Below are 20,435 nucleotides of genomic sequence, written 5' to 3' on the forward strand. Positions count from 1 at the left end.
GCAAACGAGGTATCGAATCCAGAATCACCGCAAACGATTTCCTGGAAAATCCAACACGGTGGCGTGTGAACGAGATTGGCGAGCGGTCGCTGAACCGGTCAGCGGCTTCACGCAGATTTTGGAAACGCTGGCACCACGATCGCGACAAACAGCAGTGCGATTGCCACCGAAACAGGGGCGACGAACAGCCCAAACACACCCATCAGCGCAAGCCAGAATGCGGGGTGAACGACGACCGGCATGATAAATCGGCGGATCGGACGCAGACACACCAACAAGCCGGTGACTAAGGCGAGTGTCAGCAAATTCATGATCAAATTTCGCAAACCACGATCGATCGTCGAAACCGATTGCAAACTAGGCGGTTGGTTCGCGGATGACAACGACATCACGTCGCTGGCGTAGAAACCATCGAGCTCAGAAACATCAAACGTTAATTTCGCAGCAGGCGTATCGTCAGTCATATAACGGTTGACGTAGTCTGCCATCCGTTGATCCAACAATTCCCACTGTGTGACTAAGTTTGGCGATGTCACGGACGCTAGACGGGCGACCTGTTGCAACGGTGTACCGGGCAAGGAACTCGCACCATCGCCGGATGGCTGCGAACGGGATTCCGATCCAATCAAGGTCAAATCGTTTGCCGGGTTTGCACGATCGCCGTTTTCAAAGCTCGGTTTATGGCCAGCAATCCGCGCCAGGCGAGCGTAACGCGCTGACCACGGCGCCAGCCATGCTGCGATTTCTTCGGTTGGACGTTCGGCAATCGTATCGACTCCATACTCGACCGATTCAACGGTCGAATGAGCCAGCGCGACGGCCCGTCGCTGGCGAGCCAAATCGATCGCTGTTGGCCCGTCAACTCGAGTCGTCGACGAATGCAAATGCCGATCACTGGGTTGATAGACTGACAACCAGTTTTGAGTGACGGGAACGTCGACCAAACGAGGCACGTAGCCACCTTTTTTGGCAACGTCGCTGGGCACTTGGATCAGCAATTCGACCGATTGCGACATTCGACTGATCGACAGCGGCAAGCGAACTCGATTTTGCGGACCGATGGCATCGGTACGTGATGGTTCAGGCGGTTTGTTGTTGGATGCCGATGCGGCCGACGGCACTGCAACGGTTTCTGCAACGGTTTCTGCACTGGTGTCTGCACTGGTGTCTTCAAGCTTGGCCGGCGAGTCATCGGACTGCACGACCACTGACTGCCCGGCGCTCCAGCCACCCAAACATTTCGCACCGATCGGCAAGTCCACCTGAATCGATTCAAGGCCGGCTGGGAACAGGTCCCAATGCGCGACCATCAGGACTCCGTCGCTTTGCACAAAGGCTTGGTTGTCCTGGGTCAGTGCGACTGCATCGGTATCGATCGTTGGCAGCGGAGCCAAGTCCATCGACCATGCGCGGCTAGCCGCCAAGTAAGTTGATCGCTGGGAAGTTGATTCGATCGCGTCGGCCCAAACGTCGGGTAACGTCACCGCTTCGACCGCACTGGTTCGCCACTGGATTGCTTCGTTGGTCAAACGGTCTGGGACGCTGATGTGAACTCGTCGTTGGCCAAAACCCAACACCCGTACGCTGGGGACTCCGACACGTCCAGCGTCTGAGCTTTGCAATTGCCCGGACACTGTCAGCGTCTGTTTTTTCAGTTCGTTGCTATCGCACCGAATGCGAATGATTTGTTGGGCTGGATCCGTCGCGGGCTGGCGTGACCAGGACGTCGTTGGCGAGACATCAAACGACTCGCACCAGCGCGTAGGAACTTCGACGTCGATAAATTCGGGAAAGCGATTGCCGGCAAACTTGATCTGTGTCTGTGTTTTCCAGCGACCTTCGTCACGAGTCAGGGTGATCAATTGCCGACAATCGAAACGAGTCTTTTGCGATTTGACTTGAAAGACACCGCCAAGTTCACCCAGCGACACAGACGAGGAATCAATTGTCGCGTTGTAGGTAGCAAACGGAATCCAACCACGGGCAAGCGAATCGGATGACGCAAGCGGCTTGGCCGCAATGGAATCCCAACGCACCGGCTGGATCATCCGCAACTGCGTCGAGTCATCGCGCGAGATCGTGTACGTGTCCGAAACCTGCATCCGTCCAGACAATTGAAGCCGTGGTGGCGTGAACTTCAAATCGCGAGGCAGCGGCTGTACCGTCGTCGCGCGAATCACGACAGGTTCATTGCTGGTAAAGTCGCCCAGTACGTAGTCGTAGTTTCCGTTGCTGCGAGTTCTAGCCGGTTCGATTGGAACGTTGTCGACCGACAACTGAATCAGTTGCATGGACTGCGGAACCGACAACCAACGGCCGGTCGTCGATTCATCATCCGGTACGAAGGTTGCTTCGAATTGCAGTTCCAATCGGTCGGGCAAAACGTGCAAGCGATGCTGCTGGGTGGCGGTCGTCATCGCATCGCGGTTGTCTTGGAAACGTGGGATCGGCAGCGATCCCAATGCGACCACCGCGCGATCGATCAAGCCACGGTATCCCGGCCATGCCGCCATGAATTGGTCCACCGACAACGGTTCGGTCAGCCCACGATCAAAGGGGACCAAACGCATCGACAGATCACAGTGAAACGCGATCCAAGCGGGTGCGTTTTCGCCAAGCGCCGCCGCAATCACTTCGGGAATGACCACCGAATATTCCGGCTCACCATCCGGCAAGATTTCGGACGCGGGACCAGTCCGAATGCCATTGCGATCCGCCGTCGCGACTAGCGAGTCGTCGCGGACACGAGCATCAGGTAATCCACTGGAACCCGCCGAAATGCGACCGCCGTTTGCATTCGCAGCATTGATCGCGGCGGTTTGCGTGGTCCGCGTACGCGACCACAACAAACGAATCGGACCGGGGGAGTCTTTGACGGCCGACATCGTCATCAGCCGCCGCGTGGGGCTGTACAGTTCGGTGCCCGCCAACTGCCAATTCGCGGATGTCACCCAAGGAATTTCGGCGTCACGAATGACGAACTGAAACGTTTCACCAGCGGCGATCGCGGTCGGCGGATCGATTTCACATTCTATCACCGTTTGCGTCTTGCCGGCGTTGATCCAGTAACGTCGACGCAGTGGCTGAGTGCCAACACCGCTGGTGGCAACACTGTTTCGGTACTCGATATTCAGTGCGTCGACGGGCCCGAGTTCGGTGGTCCAGCGACGAAGATCAGTTTCCGGCATCATCCGACCTTGCGGCCCACCAATCCGCACGGCGTCGATACTCTGTTCCGATTCAAACGCCAATGTTGACGCGGCGATCGGGGGAACCGGCAAAAACAGTTTGTTCCAAGGACTAGATTGTTTTAGATCCGGCACCATCGTGACTCGCAATCGAAACACTTCACCTTTGGGCAGCAAAACAATCAGTTGCCCTTTTGCATCGGCAATCGACCGGACAATGCGATCAACGTCGTCGACCCATTCGACGCGGCGGACCGAAGCAAACGGGATCGGCAATCGAACGTGGTTACTGCTGCGACGATTGTCGGCCAAGTGAATGACATACTCGGCTTCGACACTGGTCTCGGGGCCGTACAGATTGGGAGAACGCACGTCCATCGCCGTGCCAACGTCGCTTCGCCCCGGTTCACTGCGTCCATCGCCGACACGACCAATTGCACCGGAGCCAGTGGCAGCATCGCCCACACTGCTGGGACGTTCATCACGAGCATCAAAGGAATCCGATTCAATCGCACCGCTAGTGCTCGCAGAGACTGCCCGCGGTATGATGGTACTCGTACCAAGCGGCGCCAGTGACGACGGTGCTAGTGACGACGGTGCTAGTGACGACGGTGCTAGTGACGACGGTGCTAGTGACGACGGTGCTAGTGACGATGGCAAGACGCCGGAATTAGAATTGCTTGCGTCGACGACTTCGCCGCCCGGACGAGTTGCTCGGACTCTTATCTGGTAGTCAGCGGATTGAAAGTAAGGCTGGACGATCTGGTCGGGGACTTCTTTCCGAAACAGCCACTCGTTGACAGACCTCGGCAAATAAACAACATCGCCGCCGATCCGGCCAGTGGAGTCCACAGGAACTAGCACAGCAACCGATCGAGTCTGTCCATCGCTTGATGAATTGCTAGGCGATACGACGGTTTCCGAAGGGAAGGCTGCTGAGTGAACGCCGCGAGGGGCATCTTGAGCGGACGCGACCAACTGCATCGCTCCCGACAAAAAGATCGCTAGCAGCAAGATTCGCACGATCGCAGCCCAAGACAATTCGCGAGAACCGTCGGCGGAACGTCGATGGAGAGTCCCGATTGATCGTGTGTTGTCATCGTCGTGCCGGCTGGTGTGTCCTTTCCACGACCGGACCGTCGCCAACATCGCGGCGGTGACCACTGGCACGATCAACCACCCGATGACGGCGAGTTTCCAAGTCCACCACAGCAACGTCATCGCCGTCAAGACAGCCACCATCATCGTCGCGACCAAGGGTGAACGCGACGCGACCGACCAACCGATCGCGAACGTTAGCAGGGCGACAAGCCAACCAAGTGCCAGCGCTATGTTGCGGCGAACCAACAAGACAGTTTCGCCCGGAAGCAATTCGATGGCATCAACGGAACTGCTTTGCCAATGATCACGAAACAGCGTTGCAGGCGAAAAGGTGTCTGGGGCCGGAACGAGTTCGAATTCCCGTCGCATCACCACACCCGAGACGTCGATCTGAGGCATCTTGCATCGGCGAAACCAACCTTTACCAAACTGGCTGCGGTTCCAAACGACTCGAACAACTTCTGATCTCCCACGTGGTTCCAGCACGATTCTGCGGCGAGGAACCGAAAGCACGTCGACCGGTTCGCCATCGCGGGTGACCGACATCAGCTGCAGCTCGGGCGAGTAGCGGATGATGAACGGTGTGGTTGGCGAAACTTGGTAGATCGCTTCGATATCATCCGTACCACGACTCGAAGCCGTCATGCGAACACTTTCACGCCAAACGATCGTGACCGCGCCATCGTCATCGGCTTTCGCCACAACGATCGACGGCTGTTCCACGGCGTCATAACGTAAACGCTGGTGAATCACAAACCGATCGAGAGTTGGCGAATTTTTCGCCGCTTCCTTTGCTGATCCATCAGTCGCACCGTCAATGACAGCCTTTAAACTGGAAGCTCGATCACCACCGGAAACGATGCGATCTTTTGCCGCGGTCGGTTCAGACCGATCCACCAACGGCACCAACTGAACCGAGGGACTTTTTTCTTTGACCACCAAACCACGTCCAACTCGCACCTCGCTGCGCTGCGATGCTGCGCCGGGGACACTCGGCAATTCCAGATTGATGTCACCGGCGGGCGTGTACCGACGGCGGGCGATCAATGAACGACCGCGCAGATTTAGATCCGAAACGTCAATTGTGTACGTGCCGCCCTCGCCACCGGCGTCTGATTCGCTCGTATCGATGCTAACATCCGACGCTGGCAGACTAGTTGACTGGACACCATCATCGCCGCTGAGCGACCACTGATAGGTCGGCCGACTATCCGGCGGACCAGTCTGGACCTGCAGTTCGGTCAGCCGTTGCCCGGCCGATTCAATATCGATAACCAATTGCTCGGCAAGTTCGTCCCCTTCGCGTGCGATCCGAAGCACCGTTGAAACGTTGAAGGTTACGTTCGGTGTTTCAAGTAAGACTTCGGGTGTTCGTCCCAATTCGGGTGCAAAGTACAAAGTCGGCCGATCGCCGCCGGAAAGAAACGCAAGTTGGTCGGACGAGAGGTCGGTTTCGCGAATTCGGTCACGCTTGAGCGCCGCCTCGCCGCTCCAGTTCAATTCAGGTGGCGGAACAATCGACGCAAACAATTGGCTGTGAACGCTATCGACTCGGGCGAACCAACAATGGGGAACCACCACGATAGGACCCGTCGCGGGGATCACACGAGTCCCCGTGATGTCGATCACGATCTCTCGGGACCGTGCCATGGAATTGACGACATCGATTCGCGGTGCACCGGCCCCCGGTTGCGAGGCATTATCGGCATCGGCAAGTCCGGCTTCACCGTTGTCGACCGAACGATCAAGAGGGTTGCTGCCTGAATCCTCAACGGCGTCGGCCAAACGACTCGCCTGAGTGTCCTCCCACTCGGGCCAAAGCACGATCGTGTCGGTCGCGCTGCGTGAATTCGGGGACTCGATCACACGATCCGAATTTGCAAACACCAAAGAATCGATATTGAAACCGTCTTGGATGCGTAGCCGAATCGGTTCGAGTCGATCGGCATCTACCAAGATGCTGATCCGAGCCTTGGCCGTGACGGTCCCCTTGCTGACCTCGGTTCGCAACCACGTGTTGGTGCCGCCGACTCGCGGACGCTGAGCGAAACGTACTTTCGACCAAGGCGATACCTGATCCGCATCAGGCAGCGGTGATGTAGTGGACTGCGATTTTATCGCTGGTCCATTAGCAGCTTGCGCACCGACCGGTACCAATGAACGCAGCGGAGGACCCGAAGCATCGCGGATTCGGATGCCATCGATCGACCGCGGTTTGCCTTGAACCCACATCGGTGGCAATTCCCAATCAACAATTTCAAGCGGCGGTGCGACCGCAATCTGGACCTCGTCCATCGCTGAACCGTAAATGATGGAACTACCGTTTGATTCGCCGGCGGATTCATCCACCCAACTTGCGATCGGCAGGTGGCACCAAACGTCCCAAGCCGACTGGCCGGTGATCATGACGGTCGTGGACGTCAATTGCGCATTAATCGCATCACTTGGAACGTCAATCCGCACTCGATTCGTCCGGTCGTCGATCGGCTGGGTGCTGAACGAGACTTCAGATGCGTTCACTTTGATTGACGTCACTGTTGCGTCGGAAACACTGAGCACTGGAAAAGGCCGATCAACGGGAATCTGCACCGACATCCGCTGGATCCAACGGAGTCCCCCTTGATCGATGTCATATTGGATCAGCGAGCGGCGGACGATCAGCGCAGAATCTGCAATCGGCGACCTTTCTTTCGTCGTTCGAATCGTGACGGAATCCAATCCACCGGCTTCGATTTCATACCACCGAGCGTCGCGATCGGTCGATGCATCGGCAGCATCGTTTGGCGGTCCAGGACGCGATCTCAGGACACCATCGAGAACTTCGACATGAATATTGGGGGGCGCTGAAAAAACGATCCGAGTTTGTGGGGTGCGGGGCATTCGCAACGCGAATTCGTGCCCAGTCGAATACGGTCGCCCAAAGAGTTGCCACTGAAATTCGATCCGAGCTCGGTGGGGGGTGCCGCCTTGGAAGACAGCGACCAGACTGCCATCGGAACCGGATTCCAAACGGGGCAGCGAATCCGACGGCGTTGTGCCTCGCACCATTGGTTGGCGCAGTGCAAAATTCACGCGTCCGAGCGAGCGTCGCACCAAGATATTACGGCTCGATTCGAGATCCAGGAAACTGCGATCACTGACGAGCTTATCGCCTTGCAGTTTGATCCAGTACTCGCTGCCTCGCAGTCGACAATCCTGAACATCGGACGACTGTTCCGAAACGCGATCAATCGCCGCCCGTAATTTCTCGATTGAAACTGGGCGATACGTTTCCGGGATCAGTTCGGCCATTTGCGATTGATAGATTCCAATCGGATAGATCGGCCGGCCATCGGGAAGCGAACGAGGAAATGCGAGGCGAGGTAAATCGACTGCAAGCGAATCATCGACCGTCGCGGGTGCGTCAGGCTCAGTTTCGTCGGTATCGGATTTCTGCATTTCCTGCATTTTAGAATCAGACGCATCCAATCCAGAATCGTCTGATTTTGGCGCATTAGTATCCGGCAAATTCAGTGGTTCCTCACCAACGAGTTCGGCAGCCTCAGATACCGAGGTGTCGGCTGGCTTTTGGGTGTCCGGTTCATCCGCAATCAGCGTCAGGCTTGTGCATGCTATTGCGATCATCACTGCAAAACATCGCAACGCGATTGAATGGGCACACGAAACATCGCAAGACTTCACGGCGAGGCCTCGGTCGGTTTCGGTAACGCTTGGGTTGATGCGATGCTTGGCGTTTCGGGACTGATCGGTTTGACCGTTCGTGTTGACGGGTGCGACGGGGGTGCAGGTGATGCGGGTGTCACAAGTGGCGCAGAACTCGGCGACGTGAAAACGCGGTTGCCGCCGCTAGGAGTGATCAACGACCGGATCGTGATCATGACGATCACCAATACCAATGAAATCATTCCTAGTTGGCCAGCTAATACAGCGGCATCCGGCGCTACGGCTAATAGTCCGGCGAACAAGACAGCGACGACGACCGCCGTCAAAGGATGGCGAGTTTTGGGAATGTGCGTTAACAACACCGCAAGCAACAACACGAACGAGCCAACACAAATCCACAGGATCGTGCGAGAAGCAATCACGACTTCGAACGACGGCAAATCCGATCCGACGTAAAGATACGAGTTGCCGGGCGGAGTCTCGTCGAACGAATCTGCTGAGGCACCGATGATCGCCGCCAACGCAGCGTTGCTGTGACTAGGTTCTCGCGACAATCGCCAGCGATCAAATTGCCAAGTCATAGACCGGCCGACCGTGGGCGAGGCCCAAACCACGTGCCCGTCGGTTGGCGCGATGATCTGCCAGTAAACACGTCCGACGCCGATCGGCAACTTTATCATCGGACGGATGCTCGCAAACGATGATGACGTCGGTAACGCAATCCAAACGCGAAGATCGACCACGTGGACCTGCTGATCGCCGGCCTGCTGATGACCGGCGAGGGGAATGATCAACGCGTTGCCCTGCCGCTGGACAGGCACTCGCACATCATCGAGCATCGCTTCGACACTGACGTCGGGTGTGCCAGCGGGCAGTTCGACCTGAAAACTGTCACCACCCTGCAACCGCGCGATGACTTGTTCTTGACGAGTCGAACGTCCCACGATCGTTCGCAGCAAAGCTTGATGGATCGAAATTTCGTCGGTCGCGGTGACACGAGTCTGCAGACGCAGTCTCAGTGGATCGCGAGGCAGCGAGTCGAAATCCAAGGTCGACGCCGGTACCGAATCCGTCGACGTCAAATCAAATTGCTGGTTGCCTCGCAGATTCACGCGAACGTTTCCACGAACCGTGACATCTGCAATGTTGGGGCGAGGCAGCGAGACCGTTTCGATCGAACGCTGGACGCTTGATGATCGACGACTTTGCGAAAGACGCCATCGAATTGCCATCGTTCCAAGAGACAACCGTTCCGAGATCAATTCGTATCGATCGTCATCAAGTGCGCGAAGCGTGGCAGGCACCCCGTCGACCGTCACCACCCAAGGCTCATTTTGCGACGCCAACAATCCATCGAAACGACCAAGTTCGCCGGCGGAAAATCCCGTGCTTGGTGATCCAATTGCGTTGGCGACATCCGTCAAGGCAGCCGACGCGATCTCGCCTGGTCGCGTCGTTGGTACGGCCGCCGGTTTAGCGATGCGAATCGGCAAGCGACCTTCCAAATCCAACGGCGACGTGACCATCCAGTCAACGGTCGATCGCAACTGGTCACCGTCCAACTCGATTGTCGCATCGCTTGAAAGGGTGATGCGTGGCGGTTGGTCCACTAAATTGCCGACCAACGTCGCAGCCCCATCGGGACTTAACATTCGAAACGTGCTGATCGTCGATGTGTTCGTCGTTTCGTTGCTACTGGATCCGATCCGAGTGAGTCCTTCGGATCGTTCCAAATCAACGACCAACATCGTGCGTCCACTGCTGATCAAATTCAGAGTCGCGTTTTGAATCGAGAGACTCTCGTCGTCAGCCACCACGCGAGGAATCGCAAACTCGATATTGCCGGTTTCGTCGTCGATCAATCGCTGGGCGCGAATCCGAATCGATGAACTGCCTTCGCCAGCATCTAAGCTGAAATCAATCGTGCGTAACGCATCCGAGCGGAATGATTCAAGCGGTTCGCCCGTCTCAACATTCTCGATCGAGCTGATGTTCCAACTGGCATCATCGATCTGCAATCGCCCATCCGTTGCCTGGCCGCTGACCTGCACGTCCATCACGATTGAAGCGACGCCTTCATGAATCGTCAATTCCGACGCTGACGTAACGCGAGTTTGACGTTCCTTCGCAGAAAGCCATATCGGCAATTCAAACGAAGCCCGATCGAACCGAAATCGATACAGTCGGCTGCTAAGTCCTTCTTCCGCCGATTCGCTCGACTCACTTCGCACCCACGCACGCGTTCGCCAGCGCAGGCGATAGTCGCCGCTAGTTTGAATTGTCAATTCACCGCGGTGACGCAGCGATCCAACCACCTCGACCGCTCGGAATCCGAGCGGCGATGACGGCGACGTCGCGTCAGCCGCCAACTGCAAATCAAAGTTCAATTCGATTCGTTGTTGATGCTCTTCTTCAGGGATCACAACCGTACGCAGTTCGCCTGCTAGGTCATCATCGCGATTGTTTCGATCGGTTTCACCTTTCCGATTGCCACCCACGGAATTTCGCGACAAATCGTCCTGTTCAAGAAACTCGATCGTTTGACCACTGGTCCCTAACCGGGGCGTGTCCAGAACTACCGAATTTTTAGGAAGCCGAAGCTGAAATCCTTCGATGGATCCCTTCGCGTTTCGGATCGTCAATCGCACCGACATGATCGGTTGATCTTGAGGCGAATCCCAACGAACGTCGATACGACTATCGACTTCTAACAGGGGCGCGTCGTCCGCGGATCGGCGAATTTCTCCCCAGCGGACGGCAAAATTCCCACCACCACTCTCGATGGCAAACTCAGTCTTGTTGCCAGTTTTAGGCGAGGACCGTAGTGTCTCGTCGCCGCGTCCGAGCACATCACCATCGACATTGCCGTCGTCGATCGTCAATTGAACCTGCGAGGGAACATCGGGCAGCCGAAATTCGACAGACTTCAAAGAATGCATTTGCACGCTCGACGACATCTGGATCCGCACCATTGCGTCCTCGACAGCGGCAGTCTTGACATGCAGCACGTACCCCAGCGATTCAGACTCGAACGACATCGAGTACTCATCAATCCCGCTGACATCCGGCGGTGCCAACCGGTGAAAGTTCGCCATCCCCAGCGGAATCTTGATCCAGCGGTCTTTCGTTGATTCGATCGACAACTTCATCGTAACTTCAAGCTCGGCGCGGCTGTCTTCGGTCACACCCGTGATTGCAAGCGATTGGTAACTAAACGGTTGCTGTAGCCCTTCGGAATCTGAATCCAGATTCATCCTCCGCTCGTATTCTTCCCACGTTACACCCGGCATCAACACGTTGTTTTCAGCTTCGGTCAGAAACATGAAAGCGCGGATGGGCAGCGATTCGTCGGTTCGCTGGAAAATCTGATCCGGCGGCAATGTTCCGGGCGGCTGGGCATGCGATGGAGGAACGGCGATGCCAACGATCAGAAACATCGCAATCCCGAACATCCAACTCTGCATCATCATCATCCAACCGTTCATCGCGCACGCAGCAACACGGCGCAGACGCCGGTTCGATCGAAACGCTCGGATATTGGCTGAAGAGAAGATTAGCATGCGTCAACTTCGGTCGCAGATCACACAAAAACAAGCGTTGGGATCGCTTGACGCGCGTCAACGAGAAGATCGAGAGCAAGTGGAGGAGATTGACGGCCGTGAGAATCCCATTTCGACACAGCCGCACCGCCTACAGTTTACGCAAACGACGCAGCCCGCAAAGTGAAAAGAAGCCCGACGCATCCCCATTTCAGCTGTTCGAGTTCGAAATGGGGGTCCGAAACAGAAATAACCCGCATAATCGGCAAAACGGCGGGCAGATCGTTCCGAGTTTGAGGCACCAGCGGCTCTGCTCCGCTTCCGACGGCAAAGCCAATCACGAGTTGCCGCTCAATGGGCACTCGACAAAAGCCTCGACGACTTTCGCCACGGCCTAGCCCAAAGAATGAACTGTTACCGACGACTAGTTCACTTCGGCGGCTAGCAGGTCATGCTTGGTTTGGACTTCGGCCAACCGGGTGGCGACCGAGTCGTAGGCGTCGTTGGCTATCTTCGCCGCCGCATTGGCGGCCGCCAGGGCCTCTTGCAGGGGCGGCATGGTAGACGCCAGTTGGTCCGCTTCGGCTTTTCGATCGGCAGCTAGTTTGGTTTGGACGGCGACCAAGTCGTTAGTCGTGATACGCGATCGACGCTTGGCTGCTAAGGTCAACAAATGGTCCGCAAACGCCTGCTCGCGGTCGGCGACAGTTGCCAGGTCGATTGAGCCGCCTTGCAACCCTACTCGCGCGGCAATGACAGCGTCTTGCAGGTCTCGCGACGCCAGCGTCAGCGCCGGCAGTTCGGCGTCGATCGCAGCAGTTTGCGCCATTGCTGCGGCCGCGGCTGCGGCTGCAGTCTCGGACTCAGTCTTCTTGGTAGCAATCTGTGCATTCAGCGCGTCAATCGGAGCCTTGGCTGCCGCGACCGCAGCACCGGCCGCATCACGCGCCGCTTTCAATGGTCCCAGATCATTCTGGACCGAAGTCAATGTTTGCCTGACAGATTCCAAACGAACGGCAACCGGCGGTGGGTTTGACGCCAACGAAGTCTTCGCAGCCGGATCTTCGGTCAACGTCGAAATCACTTGGCCGTTCCAGTCGCCATAGATGACTCGCTTGCCATCGTACGAGACCGCGACTTCCAACACATCCTCGGACATTGGCTCGAATTCGCGAATTGCGTTACCCGACGGGTCCCACAACTTGACTCGATTGTCTTTCCCAGCGGTCACTAAACGACCCTCGTGATCGAACGCCACATCCGTCGCACCACCACCGTGGGCAGTGATCGACTTGATCAGTTTGCCTTGGACCATATCCCACAGCTTGACGGTGCCGTCTTCGCTGGCACTGGCCATCACGTTCGAATCGTCCCGCCAAGCAACTGACAACACGGCGCCCTTGTGATCGGTCAGGTCTAAATACAAACGTCCGGTTTCTGCCTCCCAAACACAGAGCCCACCGGAACGATCGCCAGAGGCAATCAGAATCCCATCGGGGCTGTAGCCCACCGTGAAAATCCAGTCGGTATGTTTCTTTAGATCAAATAATTGACTGCCGTCGGCCACGTCAAAGATTCGCAACATTTTCTGTGGACCACCGAGCGCGATCCGAGTCATCGAGTCATTCGCATCGCCGCCAAAAACCGTATCAAGTTCGTCGCCGACCACGGCCACACGTTCGCCCGTCTTGACGTCGTAGACGGCAACGATGCCGTTGACACCATGCTCACCACCACCGGCGATCAAGAACGATCCATCACGGCTGAACTTCAAAGACTGTGCAATGCCTTCTTCAAAAGGCAAGATACCAAGCAATTCACCCGAGTCGCTGTGGTACATCACGATTTGCTTTTGACCGGCCAAAGCCACCAGCGGCGCCCAAGGGCTGGCGGCGATCGCTGTAATCGCAGCAGGGCGTGCCGTTACAACAGGCGCGGACTGAGGCAGCGAGACTGGCATCGCACCACCGCCTTCGGGACGCCCACCCGAACTGGCCACAAACGCTAACACGTTCTTCTTTTTGGCCTTCGCTTTCGATGCGTTACTTTCCAGAATGCCGCCTTCGATCCAGGCGCGGATCAACTTCAATTGATCATCAGGGATCCGATCTTGGTTGGGCGGCATCACAGGGGTGTCGTCATGATTGACCAGTTGCCACAACCGGCTGCCGTCGGCATCACCATCATCAAACACTACTTCGCCGCTACCGCCACCTTCCATGACTCCCGAATACGTATCGGCAGCGAACCCACCCTTCTTCTCACCCTGGTTGTGACATTTGGCACAATGCTGGCGGAAGATTGGCTTGATGTGATCTTCGAACGTGACCTTGGGCGCATCGGTCGTCTTGGCGTCGTCGGCCACGGCAAAACCCGTAGCAAACATCACGAACAATGCGAACGAAGTAACGGTAAGTTTCATAGGGAAATCATTCGAAAATGGTAAGCCAGAGCCAGTCGTAGCGATGACCAGTCTTAGCGAGTCCCGTGTGCCCGGACGAACCCGGAAACACTTTAGTGATTGAACACAAATTCGCGGCTGTTCAATACAGCCCAATAGACGTCTTGCAGAGCCAACACTTGATTCGGTTCATCCTTGACCGACGCCATCAGGTCCGTCTTCTCTTTTTCAGTTGGAATTCGTGACAAGCATCGTGCATAGATCCGATCAATGACTGCATCTGCCGAAAGCTTCTCCTCGTTGATCCACTTTTCGACCAGTTTACTTCGCACGATTTTATTGTGAACTGAATCGCCGTTGATCAAGTGCAGAGCCTGCGACAACGACGGCTCGGTCGTTGCTTCGCACTCACACACTGTGGCTCGTGGTGATCGGCCAAACGCAGTCAAAAAATAGTTTGACGTTGTACCATCAGCGATCTGAATGGCTCGGGCACCCAGCGGCAGGCCGCGAAATTTGTCAGGCGACTCGGTGACTTGGCTGATGCAATCCAGCAACGTTTCGGCAGGCACACGCCGAACGGTCGCTCGCGAGAAATTCAGATGGTCGTGAGCATTCGTTTCGTTCGTGGCCGTGCTGCGGCTGTAGGCATCGCTGTTGCAAATGTCACGCACCAAGCGGCGAAAATCGAACTTGTAATCGACCAATCGTTTGCCAAGTTCATCAAACAACTCTGGATTCGATGCTGGGTTACTGACACGAATGTCATCAACCGGCTCGACAACACCAACGCCCATGAAGTGAGCCCAAACGCGGTTCGCAATCGACCGCGAAAAGTACGGGTTGTCAGGACTGGTCAACCAATTTGCCACGACTTCGCGGCGATCTTTGCCCTTGGTATCCGGATCTTCGCCACCCAAAAATCTTGGCGGCACCGGCTTCTTGGTGACCAAGTGGTTGACTTCACCGGACGATCGGTTGTAGACGATTTTTTCACGATAGTCCTCAGCATTCTTGCGTCCGACTTGCGAGAAGAACGAAGCGAAACCGTAATAATCGTCCATTGTCCAGCGGTCGAACGGGTGATTGTGGCACTGGGCACACTGGGTCCGAATACCCATGAAGACCTGAGACACATTTTCAGCGGTCTTTAGGGTGTCAGGTTCAATTTCATAGAAGTTGGTCGGTGGCGACGCGAACGTACCACCCGTGCTGGTCAATAGTTCTCGCACCAGTTCATCGATTGGTACGTTGCGAGCGAATTTGTCAGTCAACCAATTGGAGTACAAGAACGCCGACTTATAGCTGACGACGTTCGTGCTTTTGATCATCAACAACTGAGCAAACTTCATGGCCCAAATTTCGCTGAACCCTTTTCGTTCGAGCAACCGATCGATCAATTCAGCGCGTTTATCGGGTGCCGGATCGCCAACAAACTGGCGAAACTCCTCTTCGGTGGGAAGTTGTCCCACGATGTCGATTGTTACTCGGCGGATGAACTCTTCGTCACTGCATTGCCCACTTGGCAGAATGCGCAACTTTTTAAGTTTTTGACCGACCAATTCGTCGATGTAGTTGCCTTCGATTTTAGGCGGCGTGTATTGCAAGTTTTCGGGCAGCCCCAGCACTTGGCTGCCAACTGTGTGGGTATCAAAGCGAGCCATCACAAAGGCTTCGCCGCGTTGGCCGGCGGTGACAACACCGAGGTCATCGATTGCGGCGGTGCCGGGATTGTTGGACGTAAAAGCAGCCAACCGAGTGATGTCGCGAGTCGAACCGTCACTGTAAGTCGCAACCGCCACAAACCGCTGAGTCTTTCCTTCGCCCTCGATCACCGCCTGAGGTGGATAAACATTGACCTCGGCCACGGTTGGTGGTTTGGCGTCGTCTGGATCGATTTTCGCGCCGTCCTGCAGCCATTCCAATATCGTGGCGTAGTAATCGCTATCGGTATCGAACAATTTCCCACCGGTGTGCGGAACACTGCCAACGGCTTTCTTCAGAAACAGGCTTTCCTCCGGGACAGCCAGGTTAATCCGGCGGACACCGATTTCACGGGTAATGCGGTGAAAATCGCCGACGGGATCGAACCCGAACAGACTGACGCGAAAACCATCTTTGCCACGCGCCGCACCGTGACACGATCCGGTGTTACAGCCCGACCGGGTCAGAACCGGCATGACATCTTTTTCGAAACTGATCGCAGGACGACTCGATGCACCCGAGACTTCGATAGGCACACGGACCACGGCGCCAGCATACTCGCCGACCAATTCCGTCTTCCCGTCGGCAAGTGGCAGAACTTGAAACCCATCCAATTTAACTTTCGACGGGTCGGCCACTGACCAATTGACTCGGTCGCTAGCGTCCGATGTGATTCCATCGTCACGGCGGATCACCGCGACGAACGACTGAAAATCACGAGAAGATCCAAGCTTGATTTCGCTCGGATAGACCGCCAAATCAGGCGGTGTCGGCACATTTTTGTTGACCGAAGCGGTTAGTGTTTCCGCGGGCTCGCCAGCAATCCCAGGCAATGCCCCAGCCGCCATCGCGACGCCAAGGGACATCGCAAGGGCCAGCGACCGACGCGTCGCGAACAATCGAAAGGTAGACGTAGTTGTCATGATTAAACTTTCAAACAAGCCAAGCAGAATGGCAATCAAAACTTGGTGAATCGAGTTACTGGTTCTTCATCTGTCGGAGCACTTCTAGACGGCTAAGTGGTTTTGGTTCCGCTGGTTTCTCGGGTTTCTTTGCGACCGGCTTGGGTTCCGCTTTGGGAGCGTCCTTCTTGGGCGGCAACGGTGCATCGATGCGCAACTCGCCGGTTCCCGTGGTCTGGTCGATGGTTTCATCACCCACCTTCACGCGAGACACAACGACCAAAGTATTGTGTTTGCCGACTTTGGCATCCGCGGCGACTTGGATGGGGAACGATACGGCGGCGCTGTCCTTGCTGATCTTTTGGATCGCAGCGGTACTGGTTACTCCGTTGGGCATTCCCACCAATTCAACTTCGGCGTCACCGGGTAGGTCACGCAGCACTTCCATGGCCAGCGAAACGGTCGCCTCAGTGCCCTGTTCGGCAGCTGACTTAGGAAACTCGTATTTGAACATCGAATCTTGGACATCCAGCATGATCGCCGGCGTTGTGATCTCCGCTGTTCCTGTTTTGGAGGTGTAGCTTGCGACCAAGATCATTGGCCATTGTCCGATCGCAGCCGAACCGTTGGCGGTGATTGGAATCGCGACTTCGGTTTTTCCTTTGGCGATTTTTTGTCCGTTGTTCACACCCACGCCGGGCGGGTTGTAAAGCGTTCGAATTCGAACGTCCTCGTCAAAGCCTTCATCCTTGGTAATACGAACGATCAAGTTCTTCGAACCGTTACGCAGCAGAGGTGTCGCAGGCTGGACCAGTTCAATTTTAAATGGTGCGGCACCCGTGACTGCCATCGCCGCGCGATCAGTATCGTGAGACCACATGTGGCGACGGTTTTGCCCGAGCACCAACTTATGCTGCTGGCGGAACTGACCGACCACGTTGAAATTATTTTCGTCGCCATGACCACGAACTGAAAACAGAGCCGCATCGTGTCCAGCGTCCGCCGCAGCGGTCAGCAAGACGGGAATTTCTCCGCGGCCGGGCGGCACCGGGAACGTCGTGACCGTGACGCCAGGTGGCAAACCGTCGAGCTCGGGTACGATCTCGCCGTTGTAACCTTTGCGAGTCGCCATCAAGACCACAGCGGTTTGACCACCAATAGGGACGTTAACGACTTGGGCTTCATCACGGCGAAGCTCTTTTAGCGATAGATCAAAGGTCGCATCGGCTGGCGTCAACTCGATTCGGTAGTGATGAATCGGGCTGCCACCGCGCAAATGGTCGTAGACACGAAGCGTGTGCACCCCATCAGCCGGACAAGTGAAGTCAACCGAAGGGTCCATATTGCCATTGGCATCGTCGGACGAGACGATCGTTTTATTGTCGGGTCCAAAGACGTTCAGCACCGCGTCGAGCGGCGAACGCACGACGTCGCGCGAGAAACACTGAACGCGGAACTTCTGGTTTTTCTTGCACTCGAACGAAAAACAGTCATAGTCGCCTTCCTTCTCGATCACGCCGCAAAACGCGGCAGGGGCCTGAGTCAAAGGGGCTTTGCGGTAGTCGTCATTTGGCTCCGCTTCCATCACCACGGGCAAGTCATTCACGCGGATCCAGTTTGGCGAAGGACTGATACCGTTTTCGTCTTCGGTGACGACGCCCCATCGCTCAAACGATTCGCTGGGCAGTTGCACCGACGCGTCGGTCACGGAACCATCTAGCGAAATCAACTTCGCATTGAGCACCGAGCCGGGCACTCCGCCGGCCGGAATGGTTGCAACCGGCCGCGGGAACGAACCAACATGCAAGCGATACCCGTTGACTCGCGATCCACCGAAAGCGCTGTCTCGAACCAAGACCGTGTACTTGCCGTCTTCGGGTGCCACAAACGTGCAGACCCCGTCTTGCTGCAGCAAGGAAGAATCGTCGCTGGTGGCGACCTCGAATTGTCCGCTGTCGAGAATCGCGACATAGGGATCAAGGATGTTCTGATTGTTGGTTGAATAACCTAAACGGATTCCTTCGATCTCGACATTGATTCGTTGGCCCGCCTTCAGCTCGACTTCGTAGTGATCGACGTCTTCGCGATCGGCAATGCCTTCGATGGTGTGGTTCATCCCAATGACTTGGGGCTGGGCAAAGTCATTGTTTGGTTCAACCTCTTGAACGATCGGCATTGCGCCGACGCCAACCAGTCGCAAATTCGCGATTCCCGACTTGGTTACCAATCGCAGCGGGTATAGGCCCGGCGCCATTTTGGCGTCCGCCTTCAAACGCACCTCGACCGACTTATCGTCGATCGGCTTGACTTCAAGAATCTCGATACCGGGATGGTCAGCCAACACCTTGTGAGCATCAGCGATTCGGACGCCGGTGAACTTGATCGTGGATTCTTCGCCGCGGACGACACCCAGCGGACTGAGGCCGCTGACGACGGGAAAGGCCGCCTTCGCCGTGACGCAGAAAATCAATCCGCCGATGATCGCTGCAAATGTGAATCGAGCTTTCATGAGTTCCGCAAAGTGAGAGACAACACAGAGTGCGAGATAACACGTAGCCGGGCGGCTACATTCCGATTTCCCTAAAGCATCAAGCTTTCTAAGCCATCAAAGGCTCGATCAACTTGCCGCCGTCGACGATTTCGATTGGGCGATCACCGGGTGCCATCAATTCTTTGTCCGAAACGATGCCCATCAATCGGTACATCGTTGCCGCCAAGTCGGCTGGTGAAACCGGATTATTTTCCGGCTCGGCAGCGGTTGAATCCGAGGCTCCGTGGATCACGCCGCCCTTGATACCGCCACCCGCCAGCATGACGCTGAACACTTTGGGCCAGTGATCACGACCAGCGTCAGGGTTAATTTTGGGTGTGCGGCCAAATTCGCTGCTTACCATCACCAGCGTTTCATCCAACATGCCTCGCTCCGACAAGTCATCGATCAGCGCCGCCAAACCGACATCTAAGGTAGGCATCGTGTTGCGGAAGCCCTGGGTAATATTGGTATGCATGTCCCAGCCACCGTACGTCAGCGTGACCAATCGAACACCCGACTCAACCAACCGGCGGGCCATCAGTAATCGCTGGCCAGCGTCGTTCCGCCCGTAACGATCACGGGTCTTAGCGTCTTCCTTCTCGATATCGAAAGCTTCCTTAGCCTTGGGTGTATCGATCAAATCGTAGGCACGTTGATAGAACGTGTTCATCGCGTTGACGTTATCCGCCGATGTTGCCCCAACAAATCGCTGGTTGACGACATCAAGAGCGGCGCGGCGACGCACGAAACGTTGCTCGTCCACACCGCCTGCCAAATCCAGGTCACGAACCTTAAAATCTGCCCGTGCCGGATCAGAACCAAGTGCAAAGCCACCGAAACTGCTAGGCAAATACCCTGTACCTGCGAACTCGTTTGGCACGTTGGGAATGCAAACGTAGGGTGGCAGGTTATTCCGAGGGCCGTATTCGTGACTGACCACGGCACCGAAACTGGGGTACTGAAGCGCCGGGCTGGGCTTGTACCCGGTGAACATATTATGAGTCCCCCGTTCGTGCGCCGCTTCGCCGTGCGTCATCGATCGGATGATACTGAACTTGTCGGCACGCTTGGCTAGCTGAGGAACCGTTTCACAGAACTGTTCGCCCGTGTTAGTTTTGATCGGCCGCAGTTCGCCACGATATTCAAGCGGACTGTAAGGTTTCGGATCGAACGACTCTTGCTGGGCCATTCCGCCGGGCAAGTAGATGTGGATGACACTCTTGGCTTTGGCCTCGACAAAGTCATATTGCTTTTGCTCGGCCATCGCTTGCCGCATCAGCAATTCGGGAAGCGACAGGCCAAGCCCGCCAAACGCACCCGCAGCTAGAAAACCGCGACGACTTAGGGGGTTACCGTAACAGCGCATGGTAAGAATTCTCCTACGAAGAATTTGGGCATGACCGA

General features: G+C 56.0%; 6 protein-coding genes. All 6 read right to left on the bottom strand.

What is annotated here, in order from left to right:
* Positions 1-107: 107 nt before the first annotated feature.
* The 6 genes from Poly59_RS29285 to Poly59_RS07380 all read right to left on the bottom strand — a co-directional run bounded on the left by Poly59_RS29285 (position 108) and on the right by Poly59_RS07380 (position 20,397).
* On the bottom strand, positions 108-7,916 hold the full coding sequence (locus Poly59_RS29285) for a hypothetical protein (RefSeq protein ID WP_186776081.1): 7,809 nt from the start codon (positions 7,914-7,916) through the stop codon (positions 108-110).
* 50 nt (positions 7,917-7,966) lie between these two features.
* Entirely contained in the window at positions 7,967-11,512 is a 3,546-nt protein-coding gene (locus Poly59_RS07360) for a hypothetical protein (RefSeq protein WP_146533465.1), read from the bottom strand.
* Between the two features lie 403 nt (positions 11,513-11,915).
* Complete coding sequence (locus Poly59_RS07365; RefSeq protein ID WP_146533466.1) at positions 11,916-13,913, bottom strand: c-type cytochrome domain-containing protein; 1,998 nt, start codon at positions 13,911-13,913, stop codon at positions 11,916-11,918.
* Between the two features lie 92 nt (positions 13,914-14,005).
* Positions 14,006-16,519, bottom strand: a complete 2,514-nt coding sequence (locus Poly59_RS07370; RefSeq protein ID WP_246151465.1) for a DUF1549 and DUF1553 domain-containing protein — start codon at positions 16,517-16,519, stop codon at positions 14,006-14,008.
* A gap of 55 nt (positions 16,520-16,574) precedes the next feature.
* Complete coding sequence (locus Poly59_RS07375) at positions 16,575-19,007, bottom strand: PPC domain-containing protein (RefSeq protein WP_146533467.1); 2,433 nt, start codon at positions 19,005-19,007, stop codon at positions 16,575-16,577.
* Between the two features lie 88 nt (positions 19,008-19,095).
* A complete protein-coding gene (locus tag Poly59_RS07380; protein WP_146533468.1) occupies positions 19,096-20,397 on the bottom strand; it encodes a DUF1501 domain-containing protein in 1,302 nt (433 codons plus the stop codon).
* Positions 20,398-20,435: the final 38 nt, after the last annotated feature.

The sequence above is a fragment of the Rubripirellula reticaptiva genome (assembly GCF_007860175.1).
GTDB lineage: Bacteria > Planctomycetota > Planctomycetia > Pirellulales > Pirellulaceae > Rubripirellula > Rubripirellula reticaptiva.

Excerpts from the sequence above, each read along its gene's own strand:
- Poly59_RS07380 (WP_146533468.1), bottom strand. The coding sequence starts at position 20,397 with ATGCGCTGTTACGGTAACCCCCTAAGTCGTCGCGGTTTTCTAGCTGCG.
- Poly59_RS07365 (WP_146533466.1), bottom strand. The coding sequence starts at position 13,913 with ATGAAACTTACCGTTACTTCGTTCGCATTGTTCGTGATGTTTGCTACG.
- Poly59_RS07370 (WP_246151465.1), bottom strand. The coding sequence starts at position 16,519 with ATGACAACTACGTCTACCTTTCGATTGTTCGCGACGCGTCGGTCGCTG.
- Poly59_RS07375 (WP_146533467.1), bottom strand. The coding sequence starts at position 19,007 with ATGAAAGCTCGATTCACATTTGCAGCGATCATCGGCGGATTGATTTTC.
- Poly59_RS07360 (WP_146533465.1), bottom strand. The coding sequence starts at position 11,512 with ATGCTAATCTTCTCTTCAGCCAATATCCGAGCGTTTCGATCGAACCGG.